This window comes from Mycolicibacterium monacense, assembly GCF_010731575.1.
GTDB lineage: Bacteria > Actinomycetota > Actinomycetes > Mycobacteriales > Mycobacteriaceae > Mycobacterium > Mycobacterium monacense.
Window position 1 is genome coordinate 6027000 of sequence record NZ_AP022617.1, and the last position, 15467, is coordinate 6042466.

Consider the following 15467-nt stretch of genomic DNA (forward strand, 5'->3'; position numbering starts at 1 on the left):
GGATCCCGACGGCCCGCGGCCCGCTGGCCGGTCACACGGTGCGGCGCCGACGGGTGAGGATCTGCGGGAGCGGCGGCCACGGCCATTCGCTGCCGGCCCCGCCGCGCGGCGCCTTCAGGAACGCCAGCCCCAGAACGAAGCCGAAGATCAGGTGGCCCACCAGCGTGATCGTCACCGTGGCCGGCGTCAGCGGGAACATCATCTGCTCACCGCGCGGAGCCAGCGCGACGGTGGCGATCAGCCCGGCCCAGGTGGGAAGACGGCGAACGCCACCGCGGCGGACACCGCTCTGACCTTCGACCACCGGTCGATGCCCAGCGCGAACGCGACCACGAAGAACGCCACCCCAGGCCGCCGCCGTCTCGATGTAGCGCCACACGTAGCCGACCGCGGCGCTGCCGGTGGTGTCCGGCTCACCGGTCACCCACGAACCCATCACGGGGATGAAGTCCTCCATCAGGCCCAGCACGTGCACGGCGAACAACCGCGCGGCGTCGTAGACGATGCACGCCACCATGCCGGCGACCAGACCGCGTCCGACGATCATGTCGGTCCGGTGCGGCGCGAACACCACGATCGCTCCCAGCACCCCGGTCAGCGCGATGATCACCACCGAGGTGATGGACTGCGGGACCAGGCCGAACACGTCGACCGAGATGCCCAGGATCGGCATCGAGGCCAGCAACAGCACGAGCAGGATCCGCGCGATCTGCCACCGGCTGGGCGGGACGTCTGTGACGCTGTTCAGATCGGCGTACCGCTGCCGAACGGTGTTGGTGACGTTGCCGATGACGATGCTGGGCAGCCGCACGGTCTTACCGACGGCGCCCAGCCGTGTCGTCTCGGGATCCTCGAGGGCGACGGCGGTCGGCAGCGGCCTGAGCAGATCGGCGTTGCGCATCCGCACGGTCTCGTCGTGGCCCCGGCGGGGGGAGGTGGTCGGAGCTGTCGCAACCATGAGGTTCCTCGATGTCGTTCGATGAGGGAGAGGGACGACATCCATCCTCGGGCCGCGGCTGCGACGGCGTAATCGCGCGGAAGCCAGAGTTCTCCGCCGGCGGGTAAGGCTTTCCTGTCCGCCGGGTAAGGCCCGGAGGCGCTAGGTGATGGTGACGCCGCCGTCGACGACGATGGTCTGCCCGGTCACGTAGCCACCGGCGTCCGACGCCAGCCAGACCAGCGTGGCCGCGAGCTCCTCCGGGTCGCCGGTGCGACCCAGCACCGCACGCTCGATGACGCTCTCGAGGTAGCCGGGTTTGTACTGATCGGTCATCTCCGACTCGAAGAATCCCGGTGCGATCGCGTTGACGCGGATGCCCTTGCGGATGCCCCACTGCTGTGCCAGGTCGCGCGTCAACCCGGCGATCGCCGCCTTGCTCGCGCTGTAGGCGGCCTGCGGGAGACCGGCGGTGGTGATGCCGAGGATGCTCGAGATGTTGACGATCGAACTGCCCGGGGCCATCACCCGGCCGCAGGCCTGCGCCGCCCAGTACGCCCCGTTGAGGTTCACGTCGACGACGGCGCGGAATTCGTCCGGAGTCTCCCGGGTGGCCGGGACGGCGGTGCCCACACCGGCGTTGTTCACCAGCACGTCGACGTGGCCGAACTCCGCCATCGCCGCGTCGACCATCGCCTGGCACTGGGCCGGGTCGACGACGTCGGTGGCCACCGACAGCGCACGGCGTCCCGCCGCGCGCACCAGCTCGGCGGTGCCTTCCAGTTTCTCCACGCGGCGGGCGGCCAGTACGACGTCCGCGCCGGCCTCCGCGCAGGCCTTGGCGAACGCCACGCCGAGACCCGAGGAGGCGCCGGTGACGATGACGACCTTGTCGTCGAGACGGAATCTGTCCAGAACGGGCATGGGGGTCATCCCATCACACCCGCTCCCGGCAAAATTCGCGACGCCCATCCGGCTGGCGGTGGGCAACAGGTGGTTAAAGTGAGCACCAATCCGGGGTTCAGCCTCAGCCCCGCACTGCGTCACCTGCAGAGGTACCTCCCATAGCAAGACATCTCGACTCCCTTGGCGTCCTGGCACGGACCCAGGTCAAGATCATCGATTCCGACGAGGCGGCGGCGTTCCTCGACGACGCCTACGGCTCCCGCCTGCGGTTGTCGCGGCTGGCGAATCCGACCGGCGGCCCGGTGCTGACCTACAGCCGTCACGACGCCGGCTCCTTCACGATCGACGACATGGCGATGGCCGGCGGGTTCACCGCGTCACCCGACCCGCTGCACAAGGTGCTCGCGGTGTGGGCGAACCGGGGCCGGATCGCAGGCCGGTGCGCCGGTATCGGCGGCCTGGCCCGCGCGGGCGAGGTCGCGCTGATGGCCCAGCCGGACCTCCCGCACGATGCCGAAGCCGAGGACGTCGCGCTCACGACGGTGCTGCTCGATCCGGCGCTGGTCGCGAGCCTGGCCACCGGTGTGCCGGAGGCCGAGGCCTCGCCGATCCGGTTCTCCCTGTTCCAGCCCGTCGACGACTCGGCCCGACAGCTCTGGCAACAGACCGTCCACTACGTCAAGGAGTGTGTGCTCGCCGACGAGGCGCTCGCCACGCCGCTGGTGCTCGGCCATGCCGCCCGGCTCCTCGCCGCGGTGACGCTCGCGGCCTTCCCGAGCGCCTCGACGGTCGCGTCCACCGCACATGACCGCGATGCCAAACCCGTTCTCCTGCAACGGGCGATCGGCTTCATCGAGGAGAACCTCGTCAACGACATCGCCCTCGCCGACATCGCCGCGGCCGTCCACGTCTCGCCGAGAGCGGTGCAGTACATGTTCCGCCGCCATCTGGAGACGACCCCGCTGCAGTACCTCCGCCGGTCGCGCCTGCACCACGCGCACATGGACCTGCTGGCCGCGGACCCGGCTCGCGAGACCGTCACACGGATCGCCGCCCAGTGGGGGTTCGCCCACACCGGCAGGTTCGCGGTGATGTACCGCGAGGCCTACGGGCAGAGCCCGCACACCACCCTTCGCGGGTGACGCGACGCCGTCACAGCTTGCCGATCACGTTCTCCGCGAACCACTCGAGGTTGCGGATCTTGTCGGCGAGCGGTTCGGTGTCGGCCCCGGTGATGTAGGGGATGCGGAACCCGACGATCACGTCGGTGACGCCCTTGTCCTCCAGGCGTTTGATGCCGTCGAGGGTGAACGCGTCGACCGAGATGACGTGGATCTCGAACGGTCCGCTCTGGCCCTGCTCCTCGCGGAACCTGTTGAGCTTGGCGATCAGGCCGTCGAGTTCCTCCGGGTCGCCGCCGCCGTGCATCCAGCCGTCGCAGCGCGCGGCGCGCTTGAGTGCGACGTCGGCGTGGCCGCCGACCAGGATCGGCACCGGCTTCGTCGGGGCGGGTGTCATCTTCGTCTTGGGGATGTCGTAGAACTCGCCGTGGAACTCGAAGTACTCACCGGTGGTGAGACCCCGGATGATCTCGATGCACTCGTCCATTCGCTTGCCCCGCTTGGCGAACGGCACGTTCATCAACTCGTAGTCCTCGGGCCACGGGCTGGTGCCGACGCCGAGGCCGAGGCGGTTGTCGAACAGTGCCGCCAACGACCCGGCCTGTTTGGCCACCAGGGCGGGCGGACGGATCGGCAGCTTGAGCACGAAGAAGTTGAACCGCAGCGTGGTGGTGACCGCGCACAGCGCGCTCGCGAGCACGAACGACTCGATGAACGCCTTCCCGTCGAGGAATTCGCGGCTGCCGTCGGGGGTGTAGGGGTACTTCGAATCGGATTCGAACGGGTAGGCGATGCTATCGGGAATCGTCATCGCGTCGTAGCCGGCGGCCTCGGCGGCCTTGGCCAACGGAATGTAGTACGTCGGGTCCGTCATCGCCTCGGCATAGGTGAACCGCACGGTGCCTCCTGGTTGTGGGATGCCCGAATACTAGAACGTGTTCTAGTCCGATGTTTGAAGATTGGCGGGTCGGGAACGCCACGCCCGTGAGCGTCGCGAAAACCATGTACAAACCCCTGGCCCTCGCAAGCAGCATCGGGGGCGGCCTGATCGCCGGCAAGATCTTCTCCCAGATCTGGCAGTTGGCGAACCCCGCCGGAACGGAGCCGCCGGACCCGGAGGATCTGCAGAGCTCCATGAAAGAGATCTTCGTCGCCGCCGCCATCCAGGGTTTGATCGTCGGCGTGGTGCGCGCGCGCTCGCGCGGGGACAGGCCAAGGGATTCGCCGCGCTGGCGAACGAGAACCCGGAGTAACCCCGGCTCAGGCATCATGACCGGGTGCCCACTCGGCAGGCCTGGCTCACCCGCAATGTCCGACTGTTGTCGGCGGTGTCGTTCCTGCAGGACGCGGCCAGCGAGTTGCTCTACCCGCTGCTGCCGATCTACCTGACCTCGGTGCTGGGGGCGCCGGCGGCGGTGGTCGGGGCGGTCGAGGGTGCCGCCGAGGGGGCGGCCTCGCTGACCAAGCTGGCCTCCGGACCGCTGGGGGACCGGTTCGCCAGACGGCCGCTGATCGCCACCGGCTACGGGATGGCGGCGCTGGGCAAGGTCATCGTGGCCGCCGCCGGGACCTGGCCTGGCGTGCTGGCCGGACGGGTCACCGACCGGCTCGGCAAGGGTCTGCGCGGCGCCCCGCGCGATGCGCTGCTGGTGGACGGTATCGACCCCGCCGCACGAGGCCGGGTCTTCGGATTCCACCGTGCCATGGACACTTTCGGCGCGGTGGTCGGCCCGCTGTTCGGGCTGGCCGGCTATGAACTGCTCGACCATCAGATCGCACCGCTGCTGTGGGTGGCGGTGATTCCCGCGGTGCTGTCCGTGGCGCTGGTGTTCTGCGTGCGCGAACGGGCCAGGGCGGTGCCGACGGTGGCGCGGCCGCCGCTGTTGTCGCGGGTCAGGGACCTCCCTCGGCGCTACTGGCGGGTGACCGCGCTGCTGGTCGGCTTCGGCGTGGTGAACTTCCCCGACGCGCTTCTCCTGTTGCGGCTCAACGAGATCGGTTTCTCCGTCGTCGAGGTGATCCTGGCCTACGTCGGCTACAACGTCGTGTACGCGGTCGCGAGTTACCCGGCCGGCGCGTTGGCCGACCGCGTCGGCACGCCGGCCGTGTTCGCCGTCGGGTTGGGGTTCTTCGCCGTCGGTTACACCGGGCTGGGGCTGACCACCGACACGCTCACCGCATGGATGCTGATCGGGGTCTACGGGATGTTCACCGCATGCACCGACGGGGTCGGCAAGGCGTGGATCTCATCGCTGGTCGGCGCGGACGTGCAGGCCAGCGCCCAGGGTGTGTTCCAGGGCGCAAGTGGGTTCGCGATCCTGGCGGCCGGGCTGTGGGCGGGTCTGCTGTGGGGCGCCGACGGGACGGTGCCGCTGCTGATCTCCGGCCTGGCGGGCGGGGTGTTCGCCGTGATCGTCGCGGTGGTCGCTGTGCGTCACCGCTGATTGGCGATCGTCCCGGCGGGTATGCCGCGACGATGACAGATCTGGTTGCGGATGCATTGGTGGCCCGGCTGCGCGACTGGGGCGCCGACCGGGTGTTCGGATATGCCGGCGACGGGGTGAACACGCTCCTGGGTGCGTTACAGCGTTCGGGGGCACCGGAATTCATCTCCACCCGGCACGAGGAACTCGCGGCGTTCATGGCCTGCGGACACGCCAAGTACACCGGCCGGGTCGGCGTCTGCATGGCCACCCAGGGCCCCGGCGCCATCCATCTGCTGGCCGGCCTCTACGACGCCAAACTCGACAAACGACCCGTGGTGGCGGTCGTCGGACAGGTGGTCTCGACCGCGCTGGGCAGCGGCTACCTGCAGGAGGTCGACCTGCACACGCTCTTCAAAGACGTCTGCGGACAGTACGTGCAGACGGTGTTCGCACCCGAGCAGGCGCTGATGGCGCTCGACAACGCGATGCGGACGGCGATCGCGACGTCGACACCGACCTGCCTGATCATCCCGCACGACGTGCAGCAGGCCGAGATGCCCGACGAACTCGCGCATAGCCACGGCGTGGTGCCCTCGGCGGCGGTCAGCGCACCGACCCGGATCACCGCCCCCGACGACCAGATCCGCTCGGCCGCCGACATACTCAACGCCGGCCGGCGGGTGGCGTTGCTCGTGGGTCGCGGCGCCGCCGGTGCGGCCGACGAGATCGCCCGCGTGGTCGAGACACTCGGGGCCGGGGTGACGACGTCACTGCTCGGCAAGCCGGTGCTCGACGAGGGGCAGCCGTGGCACACCGGCGTGATGGGTCACCTCGGCACCACCGCGAGCGCCGAGCTGATGGCGAACTGCGACACGCTGCTGATCGTCGGCTCCAACGATCCCTGGACGGAGTTCTACCCTGCACCCGGACAGGCCAAGGCCGTGCAGATCGACATCCAGCCGCGGGTCATCGGTGCGAAGTATCCCGTCGACGCACCCGTCGTCGGGCAAGCGGCACAGGCACTTTCGGCTCTCTCAGCGCTGCTCGAACCCAAACCGGACCGGGCCTGGCAGGAGCAGGTCCGCCAGTGGCGTGAGCAGTGGCACGCCGAGGCCGCGCGCCGGGCCGCCGCCGAGACCTCCGACGCCAACCCCGAGGCCGTGGTGCGGGCACTGTCGGACCATCTGCCCGCCGACGCGCGCGTCGCCGTCGACACCGGATCGTCGACCTACTGGTATGCGCGACACCTCCGGTTGCCGCCGGGTGTACCGGCCCACCTCTCGGGCTATCTCGCGTCGATGGGTTGCGCGCTGCCCTACGGGGTGGCCGCGAAACTCGATGCGCCGCAACGGCCGGTGGTGGCGCTGGTCGGTGACGGGGCGATGCAGATGAGCGGACTGCTCGAACTCGTCACGATCGCCGACCGGTGGCGCTCGTGGCAGGATCCGCGGTTCGTGGTGCTGGTGCTGCACAACGCCGACCTGACCGAGGTGTCGTGGGAGCAGCGGGAGATGGAGGGCAACCCGCGCTTCGCCCCGTCGCAGGACGTGCCGCGGTTCCCGTACGCCGGCTACGCCGAACTGCTCGGACTGCGGGGTATCCGGGTGACCTCGTCGCAGGAGGCCGACGACGCCTGGGCGACGGCGTTCTCCGCCGACCGGCCGACGGTCATCGAGGCGGTGGTCGACGCCGCCACCCCGCTGCTGCCACCGCTAATGCCGGACAGCAAGGCCGACAAGGTGCGGGCGGCGCTCGAACAGGAGGCCCGAACGTGAGCCTTTGCCTGGGAATTCGGCCGAATCTCGAACACAGCTCACGTTCGCGCGAGTTTGGGACACCGCCGTCCGGGTATCGACCGAGGCATGGCCGAAGCTGCGTCCACGAAACACCGCGCACCGACCCTGACGATCCGCGCAAACCGGAGTCTCCGACCGACCTGACCAAACCGTCGGCGTTCTACGTACTGCGCAAGACCGCCCGGGAGTTCGGCCACGATCAGTGCACCGACCTGGCCGCCGCGCTCACCTACTACGCCGTCCTGTCGCTGTTCCCGGCGGTGCTGGTGATGGTGTCGCTGCTCGGCGTCTTCGGCCAGGGCCGCCGCACCACCGACGCCCTGCTCGACATCGTCTCGGACGTCGCCCCGGCCTCGACGGTCGACACCCTGCGGCCCACCATCGAGCAACTCGTGGAATCACCGTCTGCCGGTTTCGCTCTGGTGATCGGCATCCTCACCGCGCTGTGGTCGGCCTCCGGGTATGTCGGCGCGTTCGGACGGGCGATGAACCGGATCTACGAGGTCGCCGAGGGCCGCCCGGTGTGGAAGCTGCGGCCGCTGCAACTCGTCCTGACCTTCGCCGCGCTGCTCGGCGCGGCGTTGGTGGCGTTCATGCTCGCGGTGAGCGGTCCGGTGGCCGAAGCCCTCGGCAACGCGATCGGTCTCGGCGAGGCGGCGGTGACCGCGTGGAGTATCGGGCGTTGGCCGGTGATCCTGCTGCTCGTCGTCGTCGCCGTCGCGGTGCTGTACTACGCCACTCCCAACGTGCAGCAACCCAAGTTCCGGTGGATCAGCCTCGGCGCCGGGCTGGCGATCCTGACCTGGATCGTGGCGTCGGTGGGGTTCGGGTTCTACGTTGCGAACTTCAGCAGCTACAACAAGACCTACGGGACGCTGGCCGGGGTGATCATCTTCCTGCTGTGGCTGTGGATCACCAACCTCGCATTGCTCTTCGGCGCCGAACTGGACGCCGAACTCGAACGGGGCCGCCAGCTGCAGGCCGGCCTGCCCGCCGAGCGGGAACTTCAGCTGCCCCGCGCGACACCCGGGTCATCGAGAAGAAGGAAGCCGCCATCGAAGAGGACGTCGAACGCGCGAAGGCGCTGCGACGCAGCCGGGGCCGCGACGACGGGTGACCCACGCACCCGGGCATACTCACCTGCGTGACTCGACGGATCCACGTCATCGGCATCGGTGCGGGTGACCCGGACTACGTGACCGCCCAGGCCGTCGCGGCACTCAACGACACCGACGTGTTCTTCGCGATGGACAAGGGGTCCCGCACGCGAGGAGGACAACAGGCGGATACGAAGGACGACCTGGTCGCATTGCGCCGGCTGATCTGCGAACGGTTCATCACCGAACCCGGCTACCGGTTCGTCGAGATGCCCGACCCCGTGCGGGCCAAGAGCGGCGACTATCGCCAGGCCGTCGACGAGTGGCACGCCGCGCGGGCGCGGTTGTGGGCCGAGGCGATCGAACGCGAACTCGACGACGACGGGGTCGGCGCCTTCCTCGCCTGGGGTGACCCCTCGCTGTATGACAGCACGCTGCGGATCCTCGACCGGGTCGCCGCCCACGTCGACATCGAGTACGACGTCATCCCGGGCGTCACCGCCATCCAGGCGCTCACCGCACGGCACCGGATCCCGCTCAACGACGTCGGCGAACCCGTGCTCATCACCACCGGACGGCGGCTGCGCGAACAGGGCCTGACCGGGGCCGCGGTGGTGATGCTCGACGCCGACTGCGCATTCACCGGGACGCCCGCGCAGACCCGGATCTGGTGGGGCGCCTACCTCGGCACCGCCGACGAACTGCTCGTCTCCGGGACCGTCGGCGAGGTGGGTGAGCGGATCGTCGCGCTGCGCGCCGAGGCGCGCGAGCGGCACGGCTGGATCATGGACACCTACCTGCTTCGTCCCTGAGCGTGCGAAGATCAGCCCGTGGGTTTCCTGCTCCGGGCCGCGGTCACCGGGGTCGCGCTGTGGCTTGTCACGCAACTGGTCTCCGGCATGGAGTTCGTCGGCGGTGAGAACACGCTGCAGCGCGTCGGCATCATCTTCGTCGTGGCGGTGGTCTTCGGCCTGGTCAACGCGATCGTCAAACCGATCGTCCAGATCTTGTCGATTCCGCTGTATGTCGTCACGCTCGGGCTCTTCCACGTCGTCGTCAACGCGTTGATGTTGTGGCTGACCGCCTGGATCACCGAGCACACCACCCACTGGGGCTCTACATCGACGACTTCTGGTGGACGGCGGTCTGGGCCGGCATCGTGCTGTCCATCGTGAGTTGGGTGCTGTCTGTGCTCAGCGGCAACCTGATCAAGCGCTGACCGGCACACTGGACCCATGCCGGAACTGCCCGAGGTCGAAGCACTGGCGGACCACCTGCGCCGTCACGCCGTCGGACTGCCCATCGGACGCGTCGACGTGTCGGCGTTCTCGGTGCTCAAGACGTTCGACCCGCCGATCACCGCACTGCACGGCCGCGAGGTCACCGATGCGCACCGCTGGGGCAAGTACCTAGGGCTGCAGGCCGGTGACCTCTACCTGATCACCCACCTGTCCCGCGCCGGGTGGCTGCGCTGGTCGGACAAACTGGCCGCCGCACCGCTGAAACCCGGTAAGGGGCCGATCGCTCTGCGCGTGCATCTCGGCACCCCCGGCGCGGCACCCGGGTTCGATCTGACCGAGGCCGGCACGCAGAAGCGCCTGGCGGTCTGGCTGGTGTCCGACCCGTCCGCCGTGCCCGGGATCGCCGCGCTCGGGCCGGATGCCCTGGAGCTGACCGCCGACGAGCTGGGGGTCCTGCTGAGCAAGCAGAGCGGGCGCATCAAGACCGTCGTCACCGATCAGAAGGTGCTGGCCGGGATCGGCAACGCCTACAGCGACGAGATCCTGCACGTGGCGCAGCTTTCCCCGTTCGCCACCGCCAACAAACTGACCCCCGAGCAGGTGGCCACCCTGCACGACGCGATGCTCTCCGTGCTCACCGACGCGGTGTCACGGTCGGTGGGCCAGCAGGCCGCGACGCTCAAGGGGGAGAAGCGGTCCGGGCTGCGGGTGCACGCGCGGACGGGGCTGCCGTGCCCGGTCTGCGGGGACACGGTGCGCGAGGTGTCGTTCGCCGACAAGTCGTTCCAGTACTGCCCGACGTGCCAGACCGGCGGCCGGGTGCTCGCCGACCGTCGCCTCTCGCGGCTGCTCAAGTAGTGGCGATTTCGGCGTGCGCGGTCGCGCTGGGCGCGACCCAGCACGCCGAAATCGCCGCCGATACGCTGCCCGTATGACCCGTCAGAGGATCCTGATCACCGGCGCGAGCTCCGGGCTGGGCGCCGGGATGGCCCGCGCGTTCGCCGCCAGGGGCGTGACCTGGCGCTGTGCGCCCGCCGCGTCGACCGTCTCGACGAACTCAAAGCCGAACTGACGCAACGGTATCCGGAGATCACCGTCGCAGTGGCCGAACTCGACGTCAACGACCACGACCAGGTGCCGAAGGTGTTCGCCGCGCTGTCCGACGAACTCGGCGGCCTCGACCGTGTGATCGTCAACGCCGGTCTCGGCAAGGGCGCACCGCTCGGGTCGGGCAAGCTGTGGGCCAACAAGGCGACCATTGAGACCAACCTCGTCGCGGCGCTCGTGCAGATCGAGACGGCGCTGGAGATGTTCAAGCGCACCGGTGCCGGGCACCTCGTGCTGATCTCGTCGGTGCTGGGCAACAAGGGCGTGCCCGGGGTGAAGGCCGCCTACGCCGCGAGCAAGGCCGGCGTCTCGTCGCTGGGGGAGTCGCTGCGCGCCGAATACGCCAAGGGTCCGATCCGCGTGACGGTCCTCGAACCCGGTTACATCGAGTCGGAGATGACCTCGAAGTCCGCGTCGACGATGCTCATGACCGACACCGATACCGGCGTCGCCGCAATGGTTCGCGTCATCGAGAAGGAGGCCGGCCGCGCCGCCGTGCCGTGGTGGCCGTGGGCGCCGCTGGTGCAGCTGATGCGGGTCCTACCGCCGCGGCTCACGCGACTCTTCGCGTGATTTCGGCGTGCTGGGTCGCGCCTACCGCGACCCAGCACGCCGAAATCCAGGCCGAGCGACCCGCTCCGCTCGGTAGCGGCGCACCAGCGCGTCGGTCGAGGTGTCGGACTGTTCGGCGGGGGAGTCGTCTGCGGTGATGACCGGCAGCAGCGCCTTGGCCTGGGTCTTGCCGAGTTCCACGCCCCACTGGTCGAAGCTGTCGACACCCCAGACGACGCCTTCGGTGAACACCTGATGCTCGTAGAGCGCGATGAGCTGGCCGACCACCGACGGGTGAGTTTGGTCGCGAGAATGCTTGTGGTGGGCCGATTTCCGGGCATCACCTTGTGCGGTACGACGTCGGCGGGGGTGTCCTCGGCTGCGATCTCCTCGGCGGTCTTACCGAACGCCAGCACCTGCGTCTGGGCGAAGAAGTTGCTCATCAGCAGGTCGTGCATGCTGCCGGTGCCGTCGGCTGTCGGCAGGTCGTCGGTGGGCTGGGAGAACCCGATGAAATCCGCAGGCACCAGCCGCGTGCCCTGGTGCAGCAACTGGTAGAAGGCGTGTTGGCCGTTGGTGCCCGGCTCACCCCAGAAGATCTCCCCGGTGTCCGTGGACACGGGCGTGCCGTCGGCGCGCACCGACTTGCCGTTGGACTCCATGGTGAGCTGCTGCAGATAGGCCGCGAACCGGGACAGGTCGTTGGGTAGGGCAGCACCGCGCGGGACTGGGCGCCGAAGAAGTTGGAGTACCACAGCCCGATCAGGCCCAGCAGCGCAGGCGCGTTGGCTTCCAGCGGCGCGGTGCGGAAGTGCTCGTCGACCAGATGGAACCCGGCCAGGAATTCGGCGAAACGCTCCCTGCCGATCGCGGCCATCACGCTGAGCCCGATCGCGCTGTCCACCGAGTAACGCCCGCCGACCCAGTCCCAGAACCCGAACATGTTGGCGGTGTCGATGCCGAACTCGTCGACCAGCTTCTGGTTGGTGGAGACCGCGACGAAATGCCTGGCGACCGCGGCGTCGCCCAGGGTGTCGGTCAGCCAGCGCCGCGCGGCGGTGGCGTTGGTCAGCGTCTCCAGGGTGGAGAAGGTCTTGGAGGCGACGATGAAAAGCGTTGTCGCCGGATCGAGTCCGTCGAGCTTCGCGACCAGATCGGCCGGGTCGACGTTGGACACGAAACGCGCCGAGATGCCGGCGTCGGCGTAGTGCCGCAACGCCTCGTAGACCATCACCGGCCCCAGATCCGAGCCGCCGATCCCGATGTTGACGACGGTCCTGATGCGCTCGCCGGTCGCACCCGTCCAGTCGCCGCTGCGCAGCCGGTCGGTGAAATCGCCCATCCGGTCCAGCACCTCGTGCGTCGGCGACCACATCCTGACCGTCGACGGTCAGGCTCGCGTCACGCGGCAGCCGCAGCGCGGTGTGCAGCACCGCCCGGTCCTCGGAGGTGTTGATGTGCACGCCGGACAACATCGCGTCACGACGCTTCTCCAAACCCGCAGCGCGGGCGAGATCGACCAGCAGCCGCAGCGTCTCCCGGGTGACCCGATGTTTGCTGTAGTCGATGTACAGATCGCCCACCGACACCGTCAACTCGGTGCCCCGCGACGGATCCTCGGCGAACAGCTCCCGCAGATGTCTCCGGCGATCTCGCCGTGATGGCGCTGCAACGCCTGCCAGGCGGAAGTGGCGGATATGTCGGTGAGCTGGTCGTCGGCCGTCATGTGTTCCGACCCTAGTGCGGACGCCGTTATGAAGGTGTAAATGATGGATGTATGGACACCACCGCACTGTTGAAGTCAGTTCCCACCGGACTGTGGATCGGTGGTGAAGAACGCGAGGCGAAGTCGACGTTCAACGTGTTGGACCCCAGTAGCGACGAGGTGCTGGTGGCCGTCGGCGACGCGACGGCCGAGGACGCGGTCGCCGCGCTCGACGCCGCCTGCGCGGTGCAGGCCGAATGGGCGGCCACGCCCGCGCGGAAACGCGGCGAGATCCTGCGGTCGGTCTTCGAGACGCTCACCGACCGCGCCGACGACATCGCCGCGCTGATGACCCTCGAGATGGGCAAGGTGCTCGCCGAGAGTAAGGGTGAGGTCACCTACGGCGCCGAGTTCTTCCGCTGGTTCGCCGAAGAGGCGGTCCGCATCGGCGGCAGGTACACGCCGAGCCCGGCCGGCACCGGCCGCATCATCGTCACCAAACAGCCCGTCGGGCCGTGTTACGCGATCACCCCGTGGAACTTCCCGCTGGCCATGGGCACCCGCAAGATGGGCCCGGCGTTCGCCGCGGGTTGCACGATGATCGTCAAACCCGCGCAGGAAACCCGCTGACCATGCTGTACCTGGCCAAGCTGATGGCCGAGGCCGGGCTGCCCAGGGCGTGCTGTCGGTGCTGCCGACCAGCAGCGGACCCGTCACCGAGGCGCTCGTCGACGACGGCCGGCTGCGCAAGCTGACCTTCACCGGTTCCACGGGGGTGGGCAAGTCGCTGGTGAAACAGTCCGCCGACAAGCTGCTGCGCGTCGATGGAGCTCGGCGGCAACGCGCCGTTCATCGTGTTCGACGACGCCGACATCGACGCCGCGGTCGACGGCGCGATGCTGGCCAAGATGCGCAACGGCGGTGAGGCCTGCACCGCGGCCAACCGCTTCCACGTGGCCAACTCCGTGCGCGAGGAGTTCACCGAGAAGCTGGTCAAGCGGATGAGCGAGGTGACGCTCGGCAACGGCCTCGACGAATCCGCCACGCTCGGCCCGCTGATCAACAACAAGCAGCTGCAGAAGGTGACCGAACTGGTCTCCGACGCGGTCTCGCGCGGCGCGACCGTCGCCGTCGGCGGCGTCGCCCCCGGCGGACCCGGCAACTTCTACCCGGCCACGGTGCTCGCCGACGTGCCGGCCGACGCCATCCTCAAGGAGGAGGTGTTCGGGCCCGTCGCCCCGATCACCGGATTCGACTCGAGGAGGAGGAGGGCGTCGCCAACGACACCGAATACGGGCTGGCCGCCTACGTGTACACCCGGTCGCTGGACCGTGCGCTGCGCGTCGCCGAGGCCATCGAATCCGGGATGGTCGGCATCAACCGCGGCGTGATCAGCGACGCCGCCGCGCCGTTCGGCGGTGTCAAAGTCCGGCTTCGGCCGCGAGGGCGGCACCGAGGGCATCGAGGAGTACCTCGACACGAAGTACATCGCGCTGACGAAGTAGGTCACCTTCTCTGCGAGCGAACAAATGCGCCCATTTCCCGGGTTTTCGGGCACTTTTGTGTCTGCTCGCGAAGGGGCGGTGCGCCTCCGCGATTCGACCGGCCGGCGCCCATAGACTTCCGTGCTCGGAACCGATATGGGAGGCGCCGGAACGTGACTGCCGTGACTGCGGCACCGGTGCGCGTTGTCGCGCGCCGCCGCTGGGTGGCGCCGGTCGCGGGCAGGACGCGCCGCGGAACGGCCGGGCGCCGCGAGATCCCCGCGCTCGACGGTATCCGCGCCGTCGCCGTGGCCCTCGTGCTGGCCGATCACGGCGGTGTGCCCGGTGTCTCGGGCGGGTTCCTCGGCGTCGACGTCTTCTTCGTCCTGAGCGGATTCCTGATCACCTCGCTGCTGCTCGACGAACTCGGCCGCACCGGGCGGGTCGACCTGCGCGGGTTCTGGATCCGGCGGGCCCGCCGCCTGCTGCCCGCCCTGCTCGCGATGGTGGCCGCGGTGGTCGCCGCGCGGGTGTTCTTCCCACCCGACGCCGTCACCACGCTGCGCGACGACGCCGTCGCCGCGTTCTTCTGGGTGGCCAACTGGGCGTTCGTCGCGCAGCACACCGACTACTTCTCAGGGCAGCCCGCCGTCACCGCTGCAGCACACCTGGTCGCTCGGCGTCGAGGAGCAGTTCTACCTGGTGTGGCCGCTGCTGATCGCCGTCGTCGGGGTGTTGGCGATCCGGCGGTCCGCGCCCACGCTGCGGGCGGTGCGGTGGGGGGTGTTCGGGCTGGCGGTGGTCGGTGGGGCGGCGTCGGCGACGGCCGCAGTGCTGCTGACCTCCGAGGCGAGCGCCAACCGGGTGTACTTCGGCACCGACACCCGCGTACAGGCCCTGCTCGTCGGTGCGGCCGCGGCGGCCTGCTGGTGCGGGACTGGTCGACGGTCACGATGGGCACCCCGATCCGCGCGCGTTGGGGACGGTGGGTGGCACGCCTGCTGTCGGTGGTCGGGCTGGCCGGCCTGGCCGTGCTCGCACTGCGACGGGTGCGCCGGCCGAATACCGGATGGGGCTGTTCGCCGCGGCGGCGGC

Annotated in this window: 8 protein-coding genes and 7 pseudogenes; 11 read left to right on the plus strand and 4 right to left on the minus strand. The window is 69.2% G+C overall.

What is annotated here, in order from left to right:
• Positions 1–31: 31 nt before the first annotated feature.
• Positions 32–958, minus strand: coding sequence for a hypothetical protein (locus tag G6N49_RS29065; RefSeq protein ID WP_235679592.1), 927 nt, complete (start codon positions 956–958; stop codon positions 32–34).
• A 141-nt stretch (positions 959–1099) separates the two neighbouring features.
• Positions 1100–1861, minus strand: a complete 762-nt coding sequence (locus G6N49_RS29070; RefSeq protein ID WP_011856957.1) for an SDR family NAD(P)-dependent oxidoreductase — start codon at positions 1859–1861, stop codon at positions 1100–1102.
• Between the two features lie 251 nt (positions 1862–2112).
• Here G6N49_RS29070 and G6N49_RS29075 point away from each other — a divergent pair, with 251 nt between their 5' ends.
• On the plus strand, positions 2113–2985 hold the full coding sequence (locus G6N49_RS29075; RefSeq protein ID WP_235679593.1) for a helix-turn-helix transcriptional regulator: 873 nt from the start codon (positions 2113–2115) through the stop codon (positions 2983–2985).
• A 10-nt stretch (positions 2986–2995) separates the two neighbouring features.
• Here the strand turns inward: G6N49_RS29075 and G6N49_RS29080 are convergent, their stop codons facing one another.
• Complete coding sequence (locus G6N49_RS29080) at positions 2996–3862, minus strand: LLM class flavin-dependent oxidoreductase (protein ID WP_011856955.1); 867 nt, start codon at positions 3860–3862, stop codon at positions 2996–2998.
• Positions 3863–3948: 86 nt separating this feature from the next.
• Between G6N49_RS29080 and G6N49_RS29085 the strand changes: the two are divergent.
• From G6N49_RS29085 to G6N49_RS29120, 8 genes and pseudogenes are all read left to right on the plus strand, one after another.
• Positions 3949–4217, plus strand: a pseudogene (locus tag G6N49_RS29085) (DUF4235 domain-containing protein).
• Positions 4218–4241: 24 nt separating this feature from the next.
• On the plus strand, positions 4242–5408 hold the full coding sequence (locus G6N49_RS29090) for an MFS transporter (RefSeq protein WP_083045638.1): 1167 nt from the start codon (positions 4242–4244) through the stop codon (positions 5406–5408).
• A gap of 32 nt (positions 5409–5440) precedes the next feature.
• The gene (locus G6N49_RS29095; protein ID WP_011856952.1) at positions 5441–7165 is read left to right on the plus strand and encodes a thiamine pyrophosphate-requiring protein; all 1725 of its coding nucleotides are present in this window, start codon (positions 5441–5443) and stop codon (positions 7163–7165) included.
• Positions 7162–8303 (plus strand): annotated as a pseudogene (locus G6N49_RS29100) (YihY/virulence factor BrkB family protein). The gene G6N49_RS29095 and the pseudogene G6N49_RS29100 overlap by 4 nt, the downstream one beginning before the upstream one ends.
• Positions 8304–8330: 27 nt before the next feature.
• The gene (gene cobF / locus G6N49_RS29105) at positions 8331–9095 is read left to right on the plus strand and encodes a precorrin-6A synthase (deacetylating) (protein ID WP_011856951.1); all 765 of its coding nucleotides are present in this window, start codon (positions 8331–8333) and stop codon (positions 9093–9095) included.
• A gap of 18 nt (positions 9096–9113) precedes the next feature.
• Positions 9114–9502, plus strand: a pseudogene (locus G6N49_RS29110) (phage holin family protein).
• A 16-nt stretch (positions 9503–9518) separates the two neighbouring features.
• A complete protein-coding gene (locus tag G6N49_RS29115) occupies positions 9519–10382 on the plus strand; it encodes an Fpg/Nei family DNA glycosylase (RefSeq protein ID WP_064876254.1) in 864 nt (287 codons plus the stop codon).
• Between the two features lie 73 nt (positions 10383–10455).
• A pseudogene (locus G6N49_RS29120) lies at positions 10456–11204 on the plus strand (SDR family oxidoreductase).
• 21 nt (positions 11205–11225) lie between these two features.
• Here the strand turns inward: G6N49_RS29120 and pgi are convergent.
• Positions 11226–12909: pseudogene (pgi, locus tag G6N49_RS29125) on the minus strand (glucose-6-phosphate isomerase).
• A gap of 51 nt (positions 12910–12960) precedes the next feature.
• On the opposite strand from pgi, the pseudogene G6N49_RS29130 reads away from it, so the two are divergent.
• Together G6N49_RS29130 and G6N49_RS29135 are read left to right on the plus strand one after the other, a co-directional pair.
• Positions 12961–14393: pseudogene (locus tag G6N49_RS29130) on the plus strand (NAD-dependent succinate-semialdehyde dehydrogenase).
• A 152-nt stretch (positions 14394–14545) separates the two neighbouring features.
• Positions 14546–15467: pseudogene (locus G6N49_RS29135) on the plus strand (acyltransferase family protein); the annotation flags it as partial.

Bases quoted from the DNA above. Each gene is read 5' to 3' on its own strand.
- G6N49_RS29095 (WP_011856952.1), top strand. From the start codon at position 5,441: ATGACAGATCTGGTTGCGGATGCATTGGTGGCCCGGCTGCGCGACTGG.
- G6N49_RS29070 (WP_011856957.1), bottom strand. From the start codon at position 1,861: ATGCCCGTTCTGGACAGATTCCGTCTCGACGACAAGGTCGTCATCGTC.
- G6N49_RS29115 (WP_064876254.1), top strand. From the start codon at position 9,519: ATGCCGGAACTGCCCGAGGTCGAAGCACTGGCGGACCACCTGCGCCGT.
- G6N49_RS29065 (WP_235679592.1), bottom strand. From the start codon at position 958: ATGGTTGCGACAGCTCCGACCACCTCCCCCCGCCGGGGCCACGACGAG.